Source organism: Streptomyces sp. NPDC015532, from assembly GCF_043078065.1.
In the GTDB taxonomy this organism is placed as follows: Bacteria; Actinomycetota; Actinomycetes; order Streptomycetales; family Streptomycetaceae; genus Streptomyces.
The window spans coordinates 130,316-151,770 of the sequence record NZ_JBIBSY010000004.1 but is presented as its reverse complement, the minus strand read 5'-3'; the positions used below and the strand labels follow the sequence as shown (position 1 = coordinate 151,770).

At 70.4% G+C, this 21,455-nt stretch carries 20 protein-coding genes and 1 tRNA gene; 8 read left to right on the top strand and 13 right to left on the bottom strand.

Annotation, left to right across the window (positions count from 1 at the left end):
• Positions 1 to 17: 17 nt before the first annotated feature.
• A complete protein-coding gene (locus ACF07B_RS15115; RefSeq protein ID WP_392179276.1) occupies positions 18 to 1,718 on the bottom strand; it encodes a sodium:solute symporter family protein in 1,701 nt (566 codons plus the stop codon).
• A 179-nt stretch (positions 1,719 to 1,897) separates the two neighbouring features.
• Between ACF07B_RS15115 and galT the strand changes: the two genes are divergently transcribed.
• Genes galT through galK form a run of 3 tightly spaced genes read left to right on the top strand, consistent with a single transcriptional unit; the run spans position 1,898 to position 5,103 of the window.
• Positions 1,898 to 2,986, top strand: coding sequence for a galactose-1-phosphate uridylyltransferase (gene galT / locus ACF07B_RS15110; RefSeq protein WP_369483620.1), 1,089 nt, complete (start codon positions 1,898 to 1,900; stop codon positions 2,984 to 2,986).
• Complete coding sequence (gene galE, locus ACF07B_RS15105; RefSeq protein ID WP_392179275.1) at positions 2,983 to 3,948, top strand: UDP-glucose 4-epimerase GalE; 966 nt, start codon at positions 2,983 to 2,985, stop codon at positions 3,946 to 3,948. Before galT ends, galE begins: the two co-directional genes overlap by 4 nt.
• A 12-nt stretch (positions 3,949 to 3,960) precedes the next feature.
• A complete protein-coding gene (gene galK / locus ACF07B_RS15100) occupies positions 3,961 to 5,103 on the top strand; it encodes a galactokinase (RefSeq protein ID WP_392179530.1) in 1,143 nt (380 codons plus the stop codon).
• 144 nt (positions 5,104 to 5,247) lie between these two features.
• On the opposite strand, the gene ACF07B_RS15095 is transcribed toward galK, so the two are convergent.
• A complete protein-coding gene (locus tag ACF07B_RS15095; RefSeq protein WP_392179529.1) occupies positions 5,248 to 5,712 on the bottom strand; it encodes a GNAT family N-acetyltransferase in 465 nt (154 codons plus the stop codon).
• A 256-nt stretch (positions 5,713 to 5,968) separates the two neighbouring features.
• Here ACF07B_RS15095 and ACF07B_RS15090 point away from each other — a divergent pair, with 256 nt between their 5' ends.
• Positions 5,969 to 6,736, top strand: a complete 768-nt coding sequence (locus tag ACF07B_RS15090; protein WP_362974012.1) for a response regulator transcription factor — start codon at positions 5,969 to 5,971, stop codon at positions 6,734 to 6,736.
• Here ACF07B_RS15090 and ACF07B_RS15085 read toward each other — a convergent pair.
• Positions 6,695 to 7,192, bottom strand: coding sequence for a MarR family winged helix-turn-helix transcriptional regulator (locus tag ACF07B_RS15085; RefSeq protein ID WP_261703948.1), 498 nt, complete (start codon positions 7,190 to 7,192; stop codon positions 6,695 to 6,697). The genes ACF07B_RS15090 and ACF07B_RS15085 overlap by 42 nt on opposite strands.
• A 173-nt stretch (positions 7,193 to 7,365) precedes the next feature.
• Between ACF07B_RS15085 and ACF07B_RS15080 the strand changes: the two genes are divergently transcribed.
• Positions 7,366 to 8,178 carry a trans-aconitate 2-methyltransferase gene (locus tag ACF07B_RS15080; protein WP_392179274.1) on the top strand — a complete coding sequence of 271 codons (813 nt, stop codon included), beginning with the start codon at positions 7,366 to 7,368 and terminating at the stop codon, positions 8,176 to 8,178.
• On the top strand, positions 8,178 to 8,549 hold the full coding sequence (locus ACF07B_RS15075) for a VOC family protein (RefSeq protein WP_384232809.1): 372 nt from the start codon (positions 8,178 to 8,180) through the stop codon (positions 8,547 to 8,549). The genes ACF07B_RS15080 and ACF07B_RS15075 overlap by 1 nt, the downstream gene beginning before the upstream one ends.
• Before the next feature lie 32 nt (positions 8,550 to 8,581).
• Here ACF07B_RS15075 and ACF07B_RS15070 read toward each other — a convergent pair whose 3' ends face one another.
• On the bottom strand, positions 8,582 to 9,262 hold the full coding sequence (locus tag ACF07B_RS15070) for a TetR/AcrR family transcriptional regulator (protein WP_328451609.1): 681 nt from the start codon (positions 9,260 to 9,262) through the stop codon (positions 8,582 to 8,584).
• Positions 9,259 to 10,272: an acyl-CoA desaturase gene (locus ACF07B_RS15065; protein ID WP_392179273.1), complete on the bottom strand. Its 1,014-nt coding sequence runs from the start codon at positions 10,270 to 10,272 to the stop codon at positions 9,259 to 9,261. Before ACF07B_RS15065 ends, ACF07B_RS15070 begins: the two co-directional genes overlap by 4 nt.
• 350 nt (positions 10,273 to 10,622) lie before the next feature.
• Between ACF07B_RS15065 and ppc the strand changes: the two genes are divergently transcribed.
• Positions 10,623 to 13,355, top strand: a complete 2,733-nt coding sequence (gene ppc, locus ACF07B_RS15060) for a phosphoenolpyruvate carboxylase (RefSeq protein WP_369483625.1) — start codon at positions 10,623 to 10,625, stop codon at positions 13,353 to 13,355.
• A 152-nt stretch (positions 13,356 to 13,507) separates the two neighbouring features.
• Here the strand turns inward: ppc and ACF07B_RS15055 are convergent, their stop codons facing one another.
• From ACF07B_RS15055 to ACF07B_RS15030, 6 genes are all read right to left on the bottom strand, one after another.
• A complete protein-coding gene (locus tag ACF07B_RS15055; RefSeq protein ID WP_369486465.1) occupies positions 13,508 to 14,005 on the bottom strand; it encodes a hypothetical protein in 498 nt (165 codons plus the stop codon).
• Between the two features lie 169 nt (positions 14,006 to 14,174).
• Positions 14,175 to 14,786, bottom strand: a complete 612-nt coding sequence (pth, locus tag ACF07B_RS15050; RefSeq protein WP_392179272.1) for an aminoacyl-tRNA hydrolase — start codon at positions 14,784 to 14,786, stop codon at positions 14,175 to 14,177.
• Between the two features lie 73 nt (positions 14,787 to 14,859).
• On the bottom strand, positions 14,860 to 15,444 hold the full coding sequence (locus tag ACF07B_RS15045; RefSeq protein WP_328555099.1) for a 50S ribosomal protein L25/general stress protein Ctc: 585 nt from the start codon (positions 15,442 to 15,444) through the stop codon (positions 14,860 to 14,862).
• A 184-nt stretch (positions 15,445 to 15,628) separates the two neighbouring features.
• Positions 15,629 to 16,606, bottom strand: a complete 978-nt coding sequence (locus tag ACF07B_RS15040) for a ribose-phosphate diphosphokinase (protein ID WP_326787297.1) — start codon at positions 16,604 to 16,606, stop codon at positions 15,629 to 15,631.
• Between the two features lie 130 nt (positions 16,607 to 16,736).
• On the bottom strand, positions 16,737 to 18,185 hold the full coding sequence (gene glmU, locus ACF07B_RS15035; protein WP_369486462.1) for a bifunctional UDP-N-acetylglucosamine diphosphorylase/glucosamine-1-phosphate N-acetyltransferase GlmU: 1,449 nt from the start codon (positions 18,183 to 18,185) through the stop codon (positions 16,737 to 16,739).
• Positions 18,186 to 18,305: 120 nt separating this feature from the next.
• A tRNA-Gln gene (locus tag ACF07B_RS15030) sits at positions 18,306 to 18,377 on the bottom strand.
• Positions 18,378 to 18,680: 303 nt separating this feature from the next.
• On the opposite strand from ACF07B_RS15030, the gene ACF07B_RS15025 reads away from it, so the two are divergent.
• Positions 18,681 to 19,991, top strand: coding sequence for a sensor histidine kinase (locus ACF07B_RS15025; RefSeq protein WP_392179271.1), 1,311 nt, complete (start codon positions 18,681 to 18,683; stop codon positions 19,989 to 19,991).
• A 238-nt stretch (positions 19,992 to 20,229) separates the two neighbouring features.
• On the opposite strand, the gene ACF07B_RS15020 is transcribed toward ACF07B_RS15025, so the two are convergent.
• Together ACF07B_RS15020 and ACF07B_RS15015 are read right to left on the bottom strand one after the other, a co-directional pair.
• Complete coding sequence (locus ACF07B_RS15020) at positions 20,230 to 20,760, bottom strand: SUKH-3 domain-containing protein (protein WP_392179270.1); 531 nt, start codon at positions 20,758 to 20,760, stop codon at positions 20,230 to 20,232.
• A gap of 78 nt (positions 20,761 to 20,838) precedes the next feature.
• Complete coding sequence (locus ACF07B_RS15015) at positions 20,839 to 21,342, bottom strand: YwqJ-related putative deaminase (RefSeq protein WP_369486459.1); 504 nt, start codon at positions 21,340 to 21,342, stop codon at positions 20,839 to 20,841.
• Positions 21,343 to 21,455 lie beyond the last annotated feature (113 nt).

The following is a 21,455-nucleotide window of genomic DNA, read 5'->3' as shown; positions in this document are numbered from 1 at the left end:
GAACGGGTCGGGACTCGTCAGAACGAGAACGGGATGTAGCAGGCGGCCGCCAGGATCATCGCGCCCCAGCCCAGCAGGGCGGGCTTGCGGTACCAGGCGTCGTCGCCGGCGGCCGGCGGTTCGGCCATGCCGGGGGACACCGTGCCGTAGACCAGGCCCTGCAGTTCCTCCGCCGGCTTCGGGGCGGTGAAGAGCGAGACCCCGACCATCACCACGCCACCGGCCACGAAGGCGACGATCGCGGAGACGAAGTTGGCGCCCTGGTCGGAGGGGAAGCCGATGATGTCCTGCTTGTAGAGGACGAAGTAGTTCACCATCGCGGCCGTCGTACCGGCCAGCAGACCCCAGAAGCCCGACTTCACCGACGCCCGCTTCCAGAACATGCCGATGATGAAGACCGCGAACATCGGCACGTTGAAGAAGGAGAAGAGCGTCTGGAGGTAGCTCATGATGTTGGAGAAGGACGAGGCCAGGAAGGCCGTGCCGATCGACGCGAGGACACCGATCACCGTGATGAGGCGCCCGAAGCGCACGTAGTAGGAGTCCTCGCGGTCCGTCACCACGTACCTCGCCCAGATGTCCGTCGTGAACACGGTGTTGAAGGACGAGACGTTGGCCGCCATGCCCGCCATGAACGCGGCCAGCAGACCGGTCACCGCGATGCCGAGGACACCGTTGGGCAGCAACTCCTGCATCAGATACGGGATCGCGTCGTTGTACTGGAGATCCGAACCGCTCGTGCCGATCTTCGGGACCAGGACGGCCGCCACCAGCCCCGGGATCATCACCAGGAAGACGATGAAGATCTTCGGGTAGGCCGCGATCAGCGGGGTGCGCTGGGCCGCGGAGAGGTTCTTGGCCGACAGCGCGCGCTGCACCTCGGCGAAGTTCGTCGTCCAGTAGCCGAAGGACAGCACGAAGCCGAGACCGAGCACGATGGTCAGCCAGTTGGCGCCGAGCGGATTGTCGCTGCCGATGCCCGTGCCGCCCCAGGCGGTCGTGAAGTCGGTGCCGTGGGTCTTGTCGAGGGAGTCCGTCAGACCGCCCCAGCCGCCCACCCGGTTCAGGCCGAGCACGGTGATCGGGATCAGCGCCGCCAGGATCACGAAGAACTGGAGCACCTCGTTGTAGATCGCGGAGGAGAGCCCGCCGAGGGTGATGTAGGCGAGGACGAAGAACCCGGCGACCACGATCGCCACCCACTGCGGCCAGCCGAGCAGTGCCTCGACCACGATCGCGAGCGAGTAGAGGTTGACGCCCGCGATCAGGACGGCGGCGAAGGCGAACAGGATCGAACTCAGCAGGTGCGCCCATTTGTCGAAACGCAGCAACAGGAACTCGGGCACCGAGCGGACCTTGGAGCCGTAGTAGAACGGCATCATCACCAGGCCCAGGAAGACCATCGCCGGAATGGCGCCGATCCAGTACCAGTGCACGGTGTAGACGCCGTACTGGGCGCTGTTGGCGGCCATGCCGAGGATCTCGGTGGCGCCCAGGTTGGCGGAGATGAAGGCCAGGCCGGTGATCCAGGCGGGCAGCGAGCGCCCGGACAGGAAGAAGTCGAGGCTCGTCCTCACCGAGCGGCGGGCCGCGAAGCCGATGCCGAGGACGACCGCGAAGTAGATGCCGAGGATTGTGTAGTCGAGTGCGTTCGTGGGGAGACGCAGCTCGGCGGCGAGCAGGATGCCCGCTTGGGGTGGATGTGTGGGGGACTGCATCAGAACTCGCTTCGTCGCATGAACCTATCGGACCGGAACTTATGCCTCCGCATGCAACGGACGCACCCTTTCGATGGTGTCCTTTGTTTGATTGTGACGTTGACTGCGGTGGTGGCTTGTGGTTTGTTGTGTTCGGTTATGTTTGAAGGTTTGATCGGGTGTTGATGGGGAGTCCGACTGTGAAGAAGACCTCGACCCGGCTCGCCGACGGTCGTGAGCTCATCTACTACGACGCGGGCGACGACCAGGTGCGCGACGCGGTGGACCGGCGCCCGCTCGACCCGACCGTCACCACCTCGGAGGTGCGCCGCGACCCGCTGCTCGGCGACTCGGTGGCGATCGCCTCGCACCGCCAGGGGCGCATCTACCACCCCCCGGCGAACGAGTGCCCGCTGTGCCCGTCCTCGGGCGACCGGCTGAGCGAGATCCCCGACTCCTCGTACGACGTCGTGGTGTTCGAGAACCGTTTCCCCTCGCTGGCCGGGGACTCCGGCCGCTGCGAGGTCGTCTGCTTCACCTCCGACCACGACGCCTCCTTCGCGGATCTGACGGAGGCGCAGGCGGCCCTCGTCCTGGAGGCCTGGACGGACCGCACCGCCGAGCTGTCCCATCTGCCCTCCGTCCAGCAGGTCTTCTGCTTCGAGAACCGCGGCGCCGAGATCGGTGTGACACTCGGTCACCCGCACGGGCAGATCTACGGCTACCCCTTCACCACCCCCCGTACCGCACTGATGCTGCGCTCGCTGGCCGCGCACAAGGAGGCGACCGGCGGGGAGAACCTGTTCGACGAGGTCGTCGCCCGCGAGCTGGCGGACGGCTCGCGGGTCGTCCTGTCGAGCGAGCACTGGGTCGCCTTCGTCCCGTACGCCGCCCACTGGCCGTACGAGGTCCACCTCTATCCGCGCCGCCGCGTGCCGGACCTGCTCGGCCTCGACGAGGACGCGCGCACAGAGTTCCCCCAGGTCTATCTGGAACTCTTGAGACGCTTCGACCGGATCTTCGACGGACCGGACGGTGGGAAGGACGGGACGGGCGAGCCGCCGACGCCGTACATCGCGGCGTGGCACCAGGCTCCCTTCGGCCCGCTGGAGGAGTTCGAAGGCGTCAACCGGGACGACTTCGCGCTCCACCTCGAGCTTTTCACCATTCGCCGCACTTCCGGCAAGCTGAAGTTCCTCGCGGGTTCCGAATCCGGCATGAACGTGTTCATCAACGACGTGCCGCCGGAGACCGCGGCTCAGCGACTGCGAGAGGTAGCGAGTTCATGAGTGGGAAGTACCTGGTCACGGGCGGAGCCGGCTATGTGGGCAGCGTGGTCGCGCGCCACCTGCTGGAGGCCGGCCACGAGGTCACCGTCCTCGACAACCTCTCGACAGGTTTCCGCGAGGGCGTGCCCGCCGGCGCCGCGTTCATCGAGGGCGACATTCGCGATGCCGCCAAGTGGCTGGATTCCTCGTACGGCGCGGTGCTGCACTTCGCCGCGTTCTCGCAGGTCGGCGAGTCCGTCGTCAAGCCCGAGAAGTACTGGGACAACAACGTCGGCGGCACCATGGCCCTGCTCGCCGCGATGCGCGACACCGGAGTGCGCACGCTGGTCTTCTCCTCCACCGCCGCGACCTACGGCGAGCCCGAGACCACCCCGATCGTGGAGTCCGCACCGACCCGGCCCACCAACCCCTACGGCGCCTCCAAGCTCGCCGTCGACCACATGATCACCGGCGAGGCGGCCGCGCACGGACTCGGCGCCGTCTCCCTGCGCTACTTCAACGTGGCCGGCGCCTACGGCGAGAGCGGTGAGCGGCACGACCCCGAGTCGCACCTCATCCCGCTCGTCCTCCAGGTCGCGCAGGGCCGCCGCGACGCGATCTCCGTCTTCGGCGACGACTACCCGACCCCGGACGGCACCTGCATCCGCGACTACATCCACGTCGCGGACCTCGCCGAGGCGCACCTGCTGGCGCTGAAGGCCGCGGCCCCCGGCGAGCACCTGATCTGCAACCTCGGCAACGGCAACGGCTTCTCCGTCCGCGAGGTCATCGAGACGGTGCGCCGGGTGACCGGACACCCGATCCCCGAGGTCGTGGCCCCGCGCCGCGGCGGGGACCCGGCGGTCCTGGTCGCCTCGGCCGAGGCCGCCCGGGAGCGGCTCGGCTGGAACCCGTCCCGCGCGGATCTCGCGGGCATCGTCGCGGACGCGTGGGAGTTCGCACAGAACACAGCGAAGGGATAGCGGGTGGAGCAGGTGGGGGTACGTGAGGGCTTCGAGGAGCTGTACGGCGCCGCGCCCGAGGGCGTCTGGGCGGCGCCCGGCCGGGTCAACCTGATCGGCGAGTACACGGACTTCAACGAGGGGTTCGTGATGCCGCTCGCGCTGCCGCACACGGCGGTCGCGGCGGTGTCCCGCCGGTCCGACGGGGTGCTGCGGCTGCACTCGGCGGACATCGACGGCCCGGTCGTCGAGCTGCGCGTCGACGAACTGACGCCCCGGTCGGACACCGGCTGGGCCGCCTATCCGGCGGGTGTCGTGTGGGCGCTGCGCGAGGCGGGCCACGCCGTCGGCGGCGCGGACATCCACCTGGCCTCCACGGTCCCCACCGGCGCCGGGCTGTCCTCCTCGGCGGCCCTGGAGGTCGTCACCGGCCTCGCCCTGAACGAGCTGTACGGATTCGGGCTCACCCGGCCGGAGCTGGCACGGCTCGCGCAGCGCGCCGAGAACGACTTCGTCGGCGTGCCCTGCGGGGTCATGGACCAGACGGCGTCGGCGTGCTGCACCGAGGGCCACGCCCTGCACCTCGACTGCCGCGACCTGTCCATCCGCCAGGTCCCCTTCGACCTCGCCTCGCAGGGCCTCGAACTCCTCGTCGTCGACACCCGGGTGAAGCACGCGCTCGGCGACGGGGCGTACGCCGAGCGGCGCGCGGGCTGTGAGGAGGGGGCTCGGCAGCTGGGGGTGTCCCATCTGCGCGATGTCTCCTACGACGGACTGGACGCGGCGCTCGCGCGGCTCTCCGACGAGCGGGTGCGCCGCTACGTCCGGCATGTCGTCTCCGACGACCACCGGGTGGACCAGGTCATCACCCTGCTGGACGCGGGTGACGTCCGGGCGATCGGGCCGGTCCTGACGGACGGTCACGCCTCGCTGCGGGACGATCTGCGGATCTCTTGTCCCGAGCTGGATCTCGCGGTTTCGGCGGCCAACGCCGCGGGGGCGCTGGGGGCGCGGATGACGGGGGGTGGGTTCGGGGGGTCTGCTGTCGTGCTGCTCGAATCGGCTGACGTCGACACGGTCACCAAGGCGATCGTGGAGGCGTTCGCCGCGGCGGGCTTCACCGCGCCCCGGGTGTTCCCGGCCGTTCCTTCGGCCGGGGCCCGGCGTATCGGCTGACCCCCGGGCTTGTTTTGCCCCCTCCGCCCCTGTCCCGTCCCGTACCCGGGGGCTCCGCCCCCGGACCCCCGCTCCTCAAACGCCGGAGGGGCTGAAATTCCCTCGGGCGCCGGAGGGGCTGGGACTGGTGGAGGGGCTGGGGCTTCAGGGGCTGAACTGCCAGTGCTTCGTGAGGGTGTACTCCGTGATTCCCGGTGGGTAGTCGGGGATCACGGCCACCACCTCGTAGCCCTGTTTCCGGTAGAAGTCCGGGGCCTGGAAGTCCCAGGTCTCCAAGCGGGCGGCGTGGCAGCCCCGTTCCTCGCGCGCGACGCGTTCGGCCTCCGCCAGGAGCCGGCTGCCCAGGCCCGTGCCCCGGGTGCGGTCGTCGACCCACAGGTACGTCACGTGCAGCCAGGTCGTCCAGGTGTGGCCCACCAGACCGCCGACCAGCGTGCCGTCCTCGTCCAAGGCCCAGACCTGGAGCGGAAGTTCACGTTCACCTGGGGTTCCGCGCAGCGCGCGCAGCACCGGGGAGGCAGCCGTGTTCGCGTCCAGCAGCCGTCTGCGGAGCAGATCCCGACGCTCCTTGTCGTCTCCTGTCTCGATACGAAACATACGGCTCACCATAAACGCGCTGGCCAACCAGTTCTGCAAATCACCTTCCGCTCCTCGCCCCCAGCCGTACTCTGATGAACAGTGCCGGTGGGGGCCGGTGCTGATCAGGGGGCGAGACAGTCGGGTACGACGCCCGAAGTGGGGGTAGCACTTCCAGCACGGCGGCGGCCGTGCGGCGAAGGCACCTCGTTTTCCGGGTCGCAAGCGGACCCGGGATCACCTCGGGCGCCGTACCCGTACGGATCGTCCCCCGACAGTGGGGGTTTCTGTGGTTCGCATCCGAGTACTGGTCGTCGACGACCATCGCATCTTCGCCGAGTCGCTCGCCGCCGCGCTCGCGGCCGAGCCCGATGTCGACGTGTCCGCGGCCGGCAGCGGTCCGGCCGCGCTGCGCTGCCTCGAACGCGCGGCGGCCGAGGGCCGCCGCTTCGACGTGCTGCTCGTCGACGCCGACCTGGGCGGCAATCTGCCCGGCATGCGTCCGGCGGTGCCCGTCCAGGAGAGCAACGAGGACGGCCTGGTCGACGGCATATCGCTGGTCGCGGGGGTGCGTACCGGGCAGCCGGGGGTACGGATCGTCGTGCTGGCCGAGAAGGACGATCCGCGCAGAGCCGCGCTCGCCCTCCAGGCCGGTGCCTCGGGATGGGTCGCCAAGGACTGCTCGCTGTCGCGGCTGCTCACGGTCATCCGGGGTGTGCTGCGCGACGAGACCCATCTGCCGCCCGCCCTGCTCACCGGGGTGCTGCGGGAGCTGACCGCCGCGCGCAAGCACCGCACCGAGAGCGAGCGGCTCGTAGAGTCGCTGACGCCCCGTGAGCGCGAGGTGCTGCGGTGCATGGTCGCCGGGCTCGGGCGCAAGGCGGTGGCGGAACGGCTGTTCCTGTCGCCGCACACCGTCCGCACCCATATGCAGAACGTCCTCGGGAAGCTCGGTGTGCACTCCACCCTCGCCGCCGTGGCACTGGCCCGGCGCGCGGGTGTGGGACCCGTCGACCTAACCGGGGATGTTGTCGAACGGGGCGGTCAACTGGCGTAGCAGCCCGGCCAGTTCACCGCGCTGCGCCCGGCTCAGCTCGGCGAGGATCGCCCGCTCCTGGTCGAGCAGACCGGCCAGCGCCTGGTCGGCCCGGTCGCACCCCTCGTCCGTGAGGCGTACGAGCACGCCTCTGCGGTCGCTCGGGTCCGGGAGGCGTTCGACCAGACCCTTCTTGGTCAGACGGTCGATGCGGTTGGTCATCGTGCCGGAGGTGACGAGCGTCTGTGTCAGCAGTTGCCCGGGAGAGAGCTGATACGGGGACCCCGCGCGCCGCAGCGCCGTCAGGACGTCGAACTCCCAGGGCTCCAGGCTGTGCTCGGCGAAAGCGAGCCGGCGCGCTCGGTCCAGGTGCCGGGCCAGCCTGCTCACCCGGCTGAGCACCTCGAGCGGTTCCACGTCGAGGTCAGGGCGCTCCCGGCGCCACGCAGCGACCAGCCGATCGACCTCGTCCTCCATGACGATCAGTGTAGTGGTTGTGTCGACGTGAAGTCTCTTGATGTGGAGTTTCTCGACGGCGAGTCTCTTGACGTCGAGATAGTGCGCCTGTGAGGCTGGAGACCCGAACGGTCCGGTCACCGCCGCCCCTTCAGCGGTCCGCGACCCCCGCGGCGACTTCGAGGAGGCCACCCATGGCAGCCACCCCCACCTGGGACCCGGGCCAGTACCTGCGCCACTCCCGGCACCGGGCCCGCCCCTTCGCCGATCTGCTCGCCCAGGTCCCCGGCCTTCCGGGCGATCCCGCCCGCATCGCCGACCTCGGCTGCGGCCCCGGCAACGTCACCGTCCAGCTCGCCGACCGCTGGCCCACCGCCCGCATCACCGGCTACGACAACTCCGCCGACATGCTGGCCCGGTCCGAGGAGTACGCCGGCCCCACGGCCGGCGGCGGGCGGCTCGACTTCGCCCACGCCGACCTCACCGACTGGGCGCCCGCCGAGACGTACGACCTGATCACCTCGAACGCCGCGCTCCAGTGGGTGCCGGGACACCTGGAGTCGCTCCCCGGCTGGCTCGACGCGCTCGCGCCCGGCGGCACCTTCGCCTTCCAGGTCCCCCACAACACCGACGCCCCGCTGCACGTCCTCCTGCGCGAACTCGCCTCCTCCCCGCGCTGGAAGGGCCTCCTCGGCGACGCCCCGCGTCCTGCGGACTCGGTCCACGACCCGCTCGTCTACCTGGACCTCCTGGAGCGGGCCGGCTGCCGCACGGACGTCTGGGAGACCACGTACATGCAGCTGCTGAGCGGGCAGGACGCCGTGCTCGACTGGGCGAAGGGGACCGCGCTGCGGCCCGTGCTGACCGCCCTCGCGGACGACCCCGAGGCCACGGACGACTTCCTCGCCGCCTACCGGGACCTGCTGCGCGAGGCCTACCCCGCCCGGCCCCACGGCACGGTCCTGCCGTTTCGCCGGCTCTTCGCCGTGGCCCGGAAGGAGGCCTGATGCTCACCGCGCTCGACCATGTCCAGCTCGCCGCCCCGCCGGGCTCCGAGGACCGCCTGCGCGCGTACTACGTCGATGTGCTCGGTATGACCGAGACGCCCAAACCGCCCGTCCTCGCCGGCCGCGGGGGCTGCTGGTTCCGGACCGGAGCCGTCCAGCTCCACCTCGGGACCGAGGCCGCCTTCCGTCCCGCGAAGAAGGCCCACCCCGGGCTGCGCGTCACCGGCATCGACGCGTACGCCGCGCGGATCGCGGCCGCCGGCGCCCCCGTCACCTGGGACGAGGACCTGCCGGGCCACCGGCGCTTCTTCTCCGAGGACCCCGTCGGCAACCGCCTCGAATTCCTGGAGCCGCTCCCGGCCCGCGACTGAGCCGGGGGCACGCCCCCGGCTCACGCCTCGTCTCAGGCCTTGCGATGCCCTATCAGCCGCGGCTTCGGCTCCAGCCCGTCCAGACCGTGCCACGCCAGATTCACCAGATGCGCGGCCACCTCCGCCTTGCGCGGCTTGCGGACGTCCAGCCACCACTGGCCCGTCAGCGCGACCATGCCGACCAGGGCCTGGGCGTACAGCGGCGCCAGCTTCGAGTCGAAGCCGCGGCTCTTGAACTCGCGGCCCAGGATGTCCTCCACCTGGGTGGCGATGTCCGAGATCAACGACGCGAACGAACCCGTCGACTGCGGGATGGGGGAGTCACGGACCAGGATGCGGAAACCGTCCGTGTACTCCTCGATGTAGTCGAGAAGGGCGAACGCCGCCTGCTCGCACAGCTCGCGCGGATGGCCCGCCGTCAGCGAACCGGTCACCATGTCCAGCAGCCGCCGCATCTCACGGTCCACCACCACCGCGTACAGGCCCTCCTTGCCGCCGAAGTGCTCGTAGACCACCGGCTTGGAGACACCGGCCTTGGCCGCGATCTCCTCCACCGACGTGCCCTCGAAGCCCTTGGCCGCGAACAGGGTGCGGCCGATCTCCAGCAGCTGCTGACGGCGCTCGGCGCCGGTCATACGCGTGCGGCGCGCGCGCCGCGGCTTGTCGCTGCTGCTCGGGGTGCTGCTGGAGTCGGTCGCCACGCCGTCAATCATGCCGCTTCAGCGGTTTCCGTCTTGCGTCGGGAGCGGTTCCCGTCGTCGCTGCGGCGGGAATCGATACGCGAGCGTGACGGCCAGCGCACGTCGTAGGCCCATCCGAGCTGCTCGCACCAGCGGATGATCCGCGCGGAGGAGTCGAGCTGGCCGCGGTCCACACCGTGCCGGGCGGACGTCGGTTCCGAGTGGTGGAGGTTGTGCCAGGACTCGCCGCACGAGAGCACCGCCAGCCACCACACGTTGCCCGAACGGTCACGCGACTTGAAGGGGCGCTTGCCGACCGCGTGACAGATCGAGTTGATCGACCAGGTCACATGGTGCAGCAGGGCCACCCGGACGAGAGATCCCCAGAAGAAGCCGGTGAACGCGCCCCACCACGACATCGTCACGAGACCGCCGATCAGGGCCGGCAGGGCCAGCGAGAGCAGCGTCCAGAGGATGAACTGACGCGAGATCGCGCGGATCACCGGGTCCTTGACCAGATCGGGCGCGTACTTCTCCTGCGGGGTCCGCTCCTGGTCGAACATCCATCCGATGTGTGCCCACCACAGGCCCTTCATCAGCGCCGGAACGGTCTCCCCGTAACGCCACGGCGAATGCGGGTCACCCTCCGCGTCGGAGAACTTGTGGTGCTTGCGGTGGTCGGCGACCCAGCGCACGAGAGGGCCCTCGACCGCCATGGATCCCGCGATCGCGATCGCGATCCGCAGGGGACGCTTCGCCTTGAAGGAGCCATGGGTGAAGTAGCGGTGGTAGCCGATCGTGACGCCGTGGCAGCCGAGGTAGTAGAAGAAGACCAGCAGGCCGAGATCCAGCCAGCTGAGCCCCCGTCCCCAGGCCAGCGGCACCGCGGCCAGCAGTGCCACGAACGGAACGGCGATGAAAAGAAGGAGGGTGATCTGTTCGAGTGACCCCTTCTTCTCGCCGCCGAGGGTCGCGGCGGGGAGCGAGGTGTCGTCGTTGTCCGCCCGCGGGGCGTCGTCGATCACATCGGAACTCGTGGTCATGGGCGTCCCCTGTGGGGTTCGAGGGTGAGGAGCGGCGGGGAAGGGTGTCCGGGTGCGAACCCGGGGCCCTCCCGCCGTCCGACGGGAATACCTACGGGTCCGTAACCTACGGCGTCGTAAGTATGTCAGCGCGTAGCCCGGCGGCAAGAGCCCGTGAGCCTGCGCGTCCGAGGGGACACCTATCCTTGGAGTCGGTCGGACAGCGCGGTCCGTTCTGATTTCTTCCCGGATGCCACCTCCCTGAGCGGCACCCGCCGCGCGCGGTCGTCACCCGGGTTCCCTCTCAGCCGAGCTTCGAACGAGATTCCCCACTCTTCAGACGAGCTTCACCACTGCAAGGAGCCGCACCTGTGAGCAGTGCCGACGACCAGACCACGACGACCAGCAGCGAACTGCGCGCCGACATCCGCCGCCTGGGCGACCTGCTCGGCGAGACACTCGTACGGCAGGAGGGCCCCGAGCTCCTGGAACTGGTCGAGAAGGTCCGCCGCCTGACCCGCGAGGACGGCGAGGCCGCCGCCGCGCTGCTGCGCGGCACCGAGCTGGAGACCGCCGCCAAGCTGGTCCGCGCCTTCTCGACCTACTTCCACCTCGCGAACGTCACCGAGCAGGTGCACCGCGGCCGCGAGCTGCGCGCCAAGCGCGCCGCCGAGGGCGGCCTCCTCGCCCGGACGGCCGACCGGCTCAAGGACGCCGACCCCGAGCACCTGCGGCAGACGGTCAAGAACCTCAACGTCCGCCCGGTGTTCACCGCCCACCCCACGGAGGCGGCCCGGCGCTCGGTCCTCAACAAGCTGCGGCGCATCGCGGCGCTCCTGGAGACCCCGGTCATCGAGGCCGACCGCCGCCGCCACGACACCCGTCTCGCCGAGAACATCGACCTGGTGTGGCAGACGGACGAGCTCCGGGTCGTGCGCCCCGAGCCCGCCGACGAGGCCCGCAACGCCATCTACTACCTGGACGAGCTGCACGCCGGCGCCGTCGGCGACGTCCTGGAGGACCTCACCGCCGAACTCGAACGCGTCGGCGTCGCCCTCCCGGACGAGACCCGCCCCCTCACCTTCGGCACCTGGATCGGCGGCGACCGCGACGGCAACCCGAACGTCACCCCCGACGTCACCTGGGACGTCCTGATCCTCCAGCACGAGCACGGCATCAACGACGCCCTGGAACTGATCGACGAACTCCGCGGCTTCCTGTCGAACTCCATCCGCTACACCGGAGCGACCGAGGAACTCCTGGAGTCCCTCCAGAGCGACCTGGAGCGCCTGCCGGAGATCAGCCCCCGCTACAAGCGCCTGAACGCCGAGGAGCCCTACCGCCTCAAGGCCACCTGCATCCGGCAGAAGCTGGAGAACACCAAGCAGCGCCTGGCCAAGGGCACCGCACACGAGGACGGCCGCGACTACCTCGGCACCGCCGAACTGCTGCGCGACCTCACCCTCGTCCAGACCTCGCTGCGCGCGCACCGCGGCGGCCTGATCGCCGACGGCCGGATGAACCGCACCATCCGCACGCTCGCCGCGTTCGGCCTCCAGCTCGCCACCATGGACGTACGCGAGCACGCGGACGCCCACCACCACGCCCTCGGCCAGCTCTTCGACCGGCTGGGCGAGGAGTCCTGGCGCTACGTGGACATGCCGCGCGACTACCGTGCCAAGCTCCTCGCCAAGGAACTGCGCTCCCGGCGCCCGCTCGCGCCGACCCCCGCGCCGCTCGACGCCGCCGGGCACAAGACCCTCGGCGTCTTCGAGACCGTCAAGAAGGCCCTGAAGATCTTCGGGCCCGAGGTCATCGAGTCGTACATCATCTCGATGTGCCAGGGCGCCGACGACGTCTTCGCCGCCGCCGTCCTCGCCCGCGAGGCCGGACTGCTCGACCTGCACGCCGGCTGGGCCAAGATCGGCATCGTCCCCCTCCTGGAGACCACCGACGAGCTCAAGGCCGCGGACACCATCCTGGAGGACATGCTCTCCGACCCCTCGTACCGCCGTCTGGTGGCACTGCGCGGGGACGTCCAGGAGGTCATGCTCGGCTACTCCGACTCCTCCAAGTTCGGCGGCATCACCACCTCGCAGTGGGAGATCCACCGCGCCCAGCGCCGGCTGCGCGACGTCGCCCACCGCTACGGCGTACGCCTGCGGCTCTTCCACGGCCGCGGCGGCACCGTCGGCCGCGGCGGCGGCCCCTCGCACGACGCGATCCTCGCGCAGCCCTGGGGCACCCTGGAGGGCGAGATCAAGGTGACCGAGCAGGGCGAGGTCATCTCCGACAAGTACCTCGTCCCCTCGCTCGCCCGCGAGAACCTCGAACTGACGGTCGCCGCGACGCTCCAGGCGTCCGCCCTGCACACCGCGCCCCGCCAGTCCGACGAGGCGCTGGCCCGCTGGGACGCGGCGATGGACGTCGTCTCCGACGCCGCCCACTCCGCCTACCGGCGGCTCGTCGAGGACCCCGACCTGCCGACGTACTTCCTCGCCTCCACGCCGGTCGACCAGCTCGCCGACCTGCACCTGGGCTCGCGGCCCTCCCGCCGCCCCGGCTCGGGCGTCTCGCTCGACGGACTGCGCGCCATCCCGTGGGTCTTCGGCTGGACCCAGTCCCGGCAGATCGTGCCCGGCTGGTTCGGGGTGGGCTCCGGTCTCAAGGCGCTGCGCGAGGCGGGCCTGGACACCGTGCTCGACGAGATGCACGAGCAGTGGCACTTCTTCCGGAACTTCCTCTCGAACGTCGAGATGACCCTCGCGAAGACCGACCTGCGGATCGCCCGCCACTACGTCGACACCCTCGTCCCCGACGAGCTCAAGCACGTGTTCGCCGTCATCGAGGCCGAACACGAGCTGACCGTGCGCGAGGTGCTGCGCATCACCGGCGGGGAGAGCCTGCTCGACACCAACCCGGTGCTCCAGCAGACCTTCGCCATCCGTGACGCCTACCTGGACCCGATCTCCTACCTCCAGGTCGCCCTCCTCAAGCGCCAGCGCGACGAGGCCGCGGCCGGCCAGGCGGCCGACCCGCTGCTCTCGCGGGCCCTGCTCCTGACGGTCAACGGTGTGGCGGCGGGCCTGCGCAACACCGGCTGACGCGAACGGCCCCGCCGAGCCGGTGACACCGGACACCGGCGGGGCCGCACAGGAAGGCGCCCTCGGCGCTCGTACCCGTACGAGCGCCGAGGGCGCCTTCATATGTCCGTGCGGCCGTCCGCCGCCTGCCCGCGCGTGGGGGCCCGCGGCTTCTACACGACCAGGAACGTGGCCGTCAGCAGGGCGATCCCCGTGCCCGCCATCACCCAGGCCAGACGGGTCCGCCGCAGGCCGCCGGCGACCACGACCGAGGCGAGCAGCAGGGCCCCCGCGAGCGGGATCCACGCGTAGAGCAGCCCGGCCGGCCCGCTGCGGACCACCTCGTCGCTGCCGGGCTTGACCGTGACCGTGTACGTCCGGCCCTTCTCCACGGCCACCGACTGGTCGATGACGACGTGGGACCGCGCGCGGGAACCCGGCGACACCGGCGTGTACGACCCCGTGCAGAGGTCACCCGAGCACGACCGCACGGCGATCGTGCCCTGCTCCCGGCCCTTGCTCAGCATCACGTGCTGCGCGGTGCCCCAGGAGGCCCAGACGCCCGCGATCAGGATGAGCCCGGTGACCACGCCCATCGCCGTGAGCTGTCCGAGACGCAGCGCCGTGTACGCGCTCTGACGGGAGGTGACGGCACGCATGGCGGGGATCATTGGCCATGGCCACGCGCTCGGTCAACTCCCGAGGGGGACAAGTCGGCAGTTGTGCGCGTACGTCGGCCACCCGGCCCCGGCCACGCGCCCGCTCCGCGGCCCCCGGGGCCCGCCGGCCGTTCCTCCGGAGCCGTACGGGCCGTTCCTCAGGAGTTGTACGGGCCGTTCCTCAGGAGTTGTACGTGCTCTGGGCCCGCTCCAGGCCCTCGATCACCAGACACTCCGCCGCGTCCGCCGCCCGGTCCACGAAGTAGCCCAGTTCCTTGCGCTCCGCCGAGGAGAAGTCCTTGAGGACGAAGTCCGCGACCTGTATACGGCCCGGAGGGCGCCCGATGCCGAACCGCACCCGGTGATAGTCCGCGCCCATCGCCTTGGTCATGGACTTGAGGCCGTTGTGGCCGTTGTCGCCGCCGCCCAGCTTCAGCCGCAGCACGCCGTGATCGATGTCGAGCTCGTCGTGGACGGCCACGATGTTCGCCGTCGGCACCTTGTAGAAGTCGCGCAGCGCGGTCACCGGGCCGCCCGACAGGTTCATGTACGACATCGGCTTGGCCAGGATCACCCGGCGGTTCGCCGGACCGGGCGGCCCGATCCGCCCCTCGATCACCTGGGCCTGCGCCTTGCCCGCCCGCTTGAACTTCCCGCCGATCCGCTCGGCCAGCAGATCGGCCACCATGAAGCCCACGTTGTGGCGGTTCATGGCGTACTCGGGGCCCGGGTTGCCGAGGCCCACGATCAGCCAGGGCGCGTTGGCGTCGGTCGTCACGTCCGTGTCTCCCATGTGTCCGTGATACGCGGCAGCCGCCGCTCCCGACAGGAGCGGCGGCTGACACAGATGAAGATTCCCGGGGGGATCAGGCCTCGGCGGCCGCGGACTCGTCCTCGGCGGCCGGCTCCTCGGCCTGCGCCGACAGGACCTGGATGACGACCGCGTCCTCGTCGATCGCCAGCGTGGTGCCCTTGGGGAGCTTGATGTCCTTGGCGTGGATGGAGGCGCCGGCCTCCAGGCCCGCGATGGAGACGGTGACCGACTCCGGGATGTGGGTGGCCTCGGCCTCGACCGTCAGCGTGTTCAGCACGTTCTCGACGAGGAAGCTGCCCGGGGCCAGCTCGCCCTCGGTGTGCACGAAGACCTCGACGGTGACCTTCTCGCCGCTCTTCACGAGGAGCAGGTCGACGTGGTCGAGGCTGCCCTTGATGGCGTCACGCTGGACGGCCTTCGGGATCGCCAGCTGGGTCTTGCCCTCGAGGTCCAGGGTGAGCAGGACGTTCGCGGTACGCAGGGCGAGCTGCAGCTCGTGGCCCGGGAGCGTGATGTGGAGCGGCTCGGTGCCGTGACCGTAGACGACGGCGGGAACCTTGGCCTCGCGGCGGATGCGGCGGGCGGCGCCCTTGCCGAACTCGGTGCGGGTCTCGGCGGCGAGCTTGACCTCGGACATGTTCACTCCTCGTAGAACGTGGGGAAAGTGGTCACCCGGCCAAACATCGGCCTGCTACGAAGAGCGCGTCGATAACGGACCGCCGCACACAAAAGTGCGGCCTCCCTCGCCGAGCAACTGTGACAGCTTACGGGGCGGGGAGGCCGTACATGAAATCGATCTAGGCGACCGACGGGAGAGGGGCCTACTGCTCCTCGAACAGGCTCGTCACCGAGCCGTCCTCGAAGACCTCCCGCACCGCGTTCGCGATGGTCGGCGCGATCGAGAGCACCGTGATCTTGTCGAGCTCCAGCTCACCCGGGGTCGGCAGGGTGTCGGTGAAGATGAACTCGCTGACCTTGGAGTTCTTCAGACGGTCGGCCGCCGGGCCGGAGAGCACACCGTGCGTGGCCGTCACGATGACGTCCTCGGCGCCGTGCGCGAACAGCGCGTCGGCGGCGGCGCAGATGGTGCCACCGGTGTCGATCATGTCGTCGACGAGGACGCAGACGCGGCCCTTCACGTCACCGACGACCTCGTGGACGGTGACCTTGTTGGCGACGTCCTTGTCGCGGCGCTTGTGCACGATGGCCAGCGGAGCGTCCAGACGGTCGCACCAGCGGTCGGCGACCCGCACCCGGCCGGCGTCCGGCGAGACGACGGTGAGCTTGGACTTGTCGACCTTGGCGCCCACGTAGTCGGCGAGGATCGGCAGCGCGAACAGGTGGTCCACGGGTCCGTCGAAGAAGCCCTGGATCTGGTCCGTGTGCAGATCGACCGTGAGGATGCGGTCCGCGCCGGCCGTCGCCATCAGGTCCGCGATCAGACGCGCCGAGATCGGTTCACGTCCACGGTGCTTCTTGTCCTGGCGGGCGTAACCGTAGAAGGGCACGATCACGGTGATGCTCCGGGCGGAGGCCCGCTTGAGAGCGTCGATCATGATCAGCTGTTCCATGATCCACTTATTGATGGGAGCCGTGTGGCTCTGCATCAGGAAGCAGTCGGCGCCGCGGGCGGACTCCTGGTAGCGGATGTAGATCTCGCCGTTCGCGAAGTCGAAGGCCTTCGTCGGGACGACCCCGACACCCAGCTTGTGGGCGACCTCCTGGGCAAGCTCGGGGTGGGCGCGGCCGGAGAAGAACATCATCTTCTTCTCGCCGGTCGTCGTCTTGATCCCGGTCACAGCACTGTCTCCTCAGAGGTCATCTCAGTGGGCGTGAAAGCCTTCTCCGCTGGGTTGCGAGAGGGCTTCTCAGCAGGGGTGCGGGTGTGCACTTATCACGGTACGCCGTCCCAGACGTGCCGTTTTCCGGTCAGCCTTCGCCTTCCGGTTCCCGGGAGGCGGTCTCCGCGGCCTTCGCGGCGGCGCTTCCGGGACGCTTGCGAGCCACCCAGCCCTCGATATTGCGCTGCTGGCCACGGGCCACGGCCAGTGAACCGGGCGGCACGTCCTTGGTGATGACGGAGCCCGCCGCGGTGTACGCGCCGTCCCCGACCGTGACAGGAGCCACAAACATGTTGTCCGAACCCGTACGGCAGTGCGAGCCGATCGTCGTGTGGTGCTTGTCCTGCCCGTCGTAGTTCACGAACACGCTCGCGGCGCCGATGTTCGAGTACTCGCCGATCGTCGCGTCCCCCACGTACGACAGGTGCGGGATCTTGGTCCCCTCGCCGATCGTGGCGTTCTTCGTCTCGACGTACGTACCGACCTTGGCCTTCGGGCCGATCCGCGTGCCGGGGCGCAGGTAGGCGAACGGGCCGACCTTGGCCTGCGGACCCACCTCGGAGCTGTCGGCCACGGTGTTGTCGACGCGGGCGCCGGCACCCACCCGGGTGTCCTTCAGGCGGCAGTTGGGCCCGACCTCCGCACCCTCGGCGAGATGCGTGGCGCCCTGGAGCTGCGTCCCGGGGTGCACGATCGCGTCCTGCTCGAAGGTGACCGTCACGTCGACCCAGGTCGTCGCGGGGTCGACGACGCTGACGCCGGCCAGCATGGCCCGGGTGAGCAGCCGGTCGTTCAGGATGCGGCGGGCCTCGGCGAGCTGGACGCGGTTGTTGATGCCGGCGATCTCGCGGTGGTCGGCGGCGACGGCCGCGCCCACCCGGTGCCCGGCCTCGCGCAGGATCCCGAGGACGTCGGTCAGGTACTCCTCGCCTTGGCTGTTGTCCGTCCGCACCTTGCCGAGCGCGTCGGCGAGCAGCCGGCCGTCGAAGGCGAAGACGCCTGAGTTGATCTCGCGGATCGCGCGCTGCGAGTCGCTCGCGTCCTTGTGCTCGACGATCGCGGTGACCGCGCCGCCTGCGCCGTCCCGCACGATGCGCCCGTAGCCGGTGGCGTCGGGGACCTCGGCGGTGAGCACGGTGACGGCGTTGCCGTCGGCGCTGTGGGCCGAGGCCAGTGTGAGCAGGGTCTCGCCGCTGAGCAGGGGGGTGTCGCCGCAGACCACCACGACGGTGCCGTCCACGTCCCCGCCGAGCTCTTCGAGGGCCATCCGTACCGCGTGCCCGGTGCCGTTCTGCTCGGCCTGCACCGCGGTGCGCACACCCGGGTCGATCTCCGCGAGGTGCCCGACGACCTTCTCGCGGGCGTGCCCGACGACGACGATCAGGTTCTCGGGGTCCAACTCGCTTGCGGCGGCCAGCACATGACCGACGAGGGAGCGTCCGCAGATGTCGTGGAGAACCTTGGGTGTGGCCGATTTCATACGGGTGCCCTCACCCGCTGCGAGTACAACGACGGCTGCCGGGCGACTGGAGCTCACGGGACTGCCCTTCGGCTTCGGATGACTGGGGGGAGTGGACATCCGCAGGATACCGGGGCGAAACAGGAGGCATGTGGGAGAGGGCCCTGAGCGCATGGTCAGGGGCCGGATCGACCGAGGCTCCCCCGCCAGGACTCGAACCCGGACAGATGGCACCAAAAGCCACAGTGCTGCCAATTACACCACGGGGGAATGAACTCGATGGAACCGGACATTTGGTGGCCCGTCGAGTCGGCACCCAACACTATGCCGTACCGGATGCCCTCCGTGCGACGGTACAACTCGGCGCTCCCCGCGCGGCAGATGACCGGGTGGCCGTGTCGGGCGTCCGGGGCGTTCGCGCCGGTCCGGTGTTTGCGTTCCTGTGCTTGCGCGACCGGGAACGGCCGGGGGCAGGGGGTGTCCCGGAGGCCGTCGATTCCCGGCGGGGCGCCGTGGGGGCCGGCAGACAAAACTCACCGGAAATGGTTCGGGGTGCAACCGTAGGCTGGTGCCATGACCACGACGGGGGAAGCGCATACCGCGGCCGGGACCGGGCCGTGGTGGTGGGTCGGATGGCGCGGTGCGGTGCTGGACGCGGGGCTCGCCCTGGCGTCGGCGTTCGAATGCGGAGGCGAGGGGGTCCGCTTCGCGCACGACGCCGGACTGCCCGCTCCGGTGGGTGTCGTGTTCGGGGCGGTCGCGGGGTCCGTGCTCCTGGTGCGGCGGAAATGGCCGATCGCGGTCGTCCTGGTGTCCATCGCGATCACGCCCGCCCAGATGGGGTTCCTGATGGGACTCGTCGGGCTCTACACGCTCGCCGCGTCCGAACTGCCGCGGCGCATCACCGCGGCGCTGGCCGGGATGTCCTTCGTCGGCATGCTGATCGTGACGTTCGTGCGGGCGCACCAGAGCGTGGTGCGCGGGGACGTGCCGATGGGCAACTGGCTGGTCCCCTTCGCCTCCATCACGACGGCGATCGGCATGACCGCGCCGCCCGTGCTGCTCGGGCTGTACATGGGGGCAAGGCGGCGGCTGATGGAGAGCCTGCGGGAGCGGGCGGATTCGCTGGAGCGGGAGCTCCAACTGCTCGCGGAGCGGGCCGAGGAACGGGCGGAGTGGGCGCGCAACGAGGAGCGCACCCGGATCGCGCGGGAGATGCACGACGTGGTCGCGCACCGGGTCTCGCTGATGGTCGTGCACGCGGCGGCGCTCCAGGCGGTCGCCCGCAAGGATCCCGAGAAGGCCGTGAAGAACGCCGCCCTGGTGGGGGACATGGGGCGTCAGGCGCTCACGGAACTCAGAGAGATGCTCGGCGTGCTGCGTACGGGGGACGGGCTGGACCCGCGGGTGCCGTCGGTGCCGCTGGCCGCGGTGGGGGCGGCGGCGGCCGCGGCGGCGTCACGGGCCGCGGGCGACTCCGGGGCCGTCGAGGGGCCGAGCCTGGCCGAGATCGACGAGCTGATCGGGCAGTCGGCGGCGACCGGGATGGTCGTGGCCCTGTCGGTCGAGGGGGACCTGCGGGCGTACGCCCGTGAGATCGAGCAGACCGCCTACCGGGTGGTGCAGGAGGCGTTGACGAACGTCCACAAGCACGCGGCGGGGGCCAAGACGTACGTCCGGCTGGCGCACCGGGTGTCCGAGATCGCGATGCAGGTGGAGAACGAGTGCCCCCCGGAGCTGGCGGTGGGGTCGTCCGTCGGGCTCCCCAGCGGGGGGAACGGGCTGCTGGGGATGAAGGAGCGGGTGGCCGCCCTGGGGGGCGTGTTCGTGTCGGGGCCCACGGACGCGGGCGGGTACCGGGTGTCGGCGGTGATCCCGGCCTAGCCCTCCGGGCGGTTCGTGGTTCGTGGTTCGCGGTTCGTGGTGCGCGGTTCCGGCCGGTGGGTGGGGCGGGGCCGCGCCGGTGCGTCAGCCCGTCGCCGTTGGGTGAGGCGTGGGCGTCGGTGGCGACGGGCATCGACGTACCGGCACGGACCCTCCCGCCGGATCCCGGCTGCGGGAAGTGTCAGCCCCTCCGGCGTTTGAGGAGCGGGGTCTGGGGCGGAGGGGGCGAAGAAGGTCTTCAGGTTGTGGTCAGGCGCGGTGGGGCTGTGCCGGTGAGGAGGGTGGTCAGGGCCGCGTCGATGTGCGGGCCGACGTACCAGTCGCCGGTGTGGTCGAGGCTGTACACACGGCCCTCGGCGTCGATGGCGAGCAGGGCGTGGGAGTCGGGCTCCTCGCCCAGGGGGCAGACCTCGGTGTCGAGCGCCCGCCCGAGGTCACCGAGGGTGCGGGCCATGTGCAGCCCGTGCAGGGGATCGAGATCGAGCAGGGCGGGGGCGAGCTGGCGCCCGGGTCCCGTGGCGCCCACGCGCAGCCCCCCGAACTCCGCCCAGGCCTCGACCGCCGCCGGGAACACGGAGTGCCGGTGCCCGGCCGGCGACGTGTGTCCGCGCAGCTCGTCGGCCCAGTACTCGGCCTGCTTTATGTCCCAGCGTCCCGGCTGCCATCCCGCCGAGCGCAGTACGGCGTCCACGGGCTCGGGGAAACGCGGCGAGGGTCCCCCCTGCCCGGGAGGTGAGAAGAGGCTGGAGGAGAAGCGTTCGGAGTGCATCTGCCCTTCGTTCGTCGAGGGATGGGACATCGGCGTCGCCGGACGCCGTCATACGTACGTATGCGGGGAGAGGGGAGTTCAGGCGTCCGGTGCCGCCGGGTCGACGATGCGTACGCCGAAGTGGCCGCTGAGCGCCGCGCAGGAGCGGCAGGGCGCCGCGAAGCTGCCGTGCAGCGGATCGCCGTCCTCGCGGATGCGGCGCGCGGTCAGCTTGGCTCCCTTGAGCGCCTTGCGGGCCTCGCCGCTGGTCATCGGCTTGCGGCCGGCGCGCTTGCTGCGCTCGGCGTCGGCGGTGGCGATCTGCCGGGAGATCAGGATGGCCTCGGCGCAGCGGCCGGTGAAGCGGTCGCGCTGGGCGTTCGTGAGGGTGTCGAGGAAGTCCTGGACCAGCGGATGAAGAGCGGGTGGCTGGTCGCCGCGGGCGGCCGTGCCGGTGAGGGTGGCGCCGCGGACGGAGAGGGCGGCGGCGACGGTGGGGAGTATGCCGTCGCGGCGGTACAGCAGAGCGGGCGCGTGCAGCGCTTCGGTGCTGCTCCAGCCGACCCGGGGATCCCCGGACGTGCTCGTATGCGTCGCATTCATGATCGTATTTCCCTCCCGTGCATCCCCCGGTGCGGAGACAGACTGCCAAATGCCGTGGCGGGAGCGGTAGCTGGGGCGCCGCGACACGCCAGGTCTTCGGCGGACGGTCACGG

Bases quoted from the DNA above. Each gene is read 5' to 3' on its own strand.
- ACF07B_RS15115 (WP_392179276.1), bottom strand. From the start codon at position 1,718: ATGCAGTCCCCCACACATCCACCCCAAGCGGGCATCCTGCTCGCCGCC.
- galE (WP_392179275.1), top strand. From the start codon at position 2,983: ATGAGTGGGAAGTACCTGGTCACGGGCGGAGCCGGCTATGTGGGCAGC.
- ACF07B_RS15095 (WP_392179529.1), bottom strand. From the start codon at position 5,712: ATGGTGAGCCGTATGTTTCGTATCGAGACAGGAGACGACAAGGAGCGT.
- ACF07B_RS15085 (WP_261703948.1), bottom strand. From the start codon at position 7,192: ATGGAGGACGAGGTCGATCGGCTGGTCGCTGCGTGGCGCCGGGAGCGC.
- ACF07B_RS15080 (WP_392179274.1), top strand. From the start codon at position 7,366: ATGGCAGCCACCCCCACCTGGGACCCGGGCCAGTACCTGCGCCACTCC.
- ACF07B_RS15075 (WP_384232809.1), top strand. From the start codon at position 8,178: ATGCTCACCGCGCTCGACCATGTCCAGCTCGCCGCCCCGCCGGGCTCC.
- ACF07B_RS15070 (WP_328451609.1), bottom strand. From the start codon at position 9,262: ATGATTGACGGCGTGGCGACCGACTCCAGCAGCACCCCGAGCAGCAGC.
- ACF07B_RS15065 (WP_392179273.1), bottom strand. From the start codon at position 10,272: ATGACCACGAGTTCCGATGTGATCGACGACGCCCCGCGGGCGGACAAC.
- ACF07B_RS15055 (WP_369486465.1), bottom strand. From the start codon at position 14,005: ATGATCCCCGCCATGCGTGCCGTCACCTCCCGTCAGAGCGCGTACACG.
- pth (WP_392179272.1), bottom strand. From the start codon at position 14,786: ATGGGAGACACGGACGTGACGACCGACGCCAACGCGCCCTGGCTGATC.
- ACF07B_RS15045 (WP_328555099.1), bottom strand. From the start codon at position 15,444: ATGTCCGAGGTCAAGCTCGCCGCCGAGACCCGCACCGAGTTCGGCAAG.
- ACF07B_RS15025 (WP_392179271.1), top strand. From the start codon at position 18,681: ATGACCACGACGGGGGAAGCGCATACCGCGGCCGGGACCGGGCCGTGG.
- ACF07B_RS15020 (WP_392179270.1), bottom strand. From the start codon at position 20,760: ATGCACTCCGAACGCTTCTCCTCCAGCCTCTTCTCACCTCCCGGGCAG.
- ACF07B_RS15015 (WP_369486459.1), bottom strand. From the start codon at position 21,342: ATGAATGCGACGCATACGAGCACGTCCGGGGATCCCCGGGTCGGCTGG.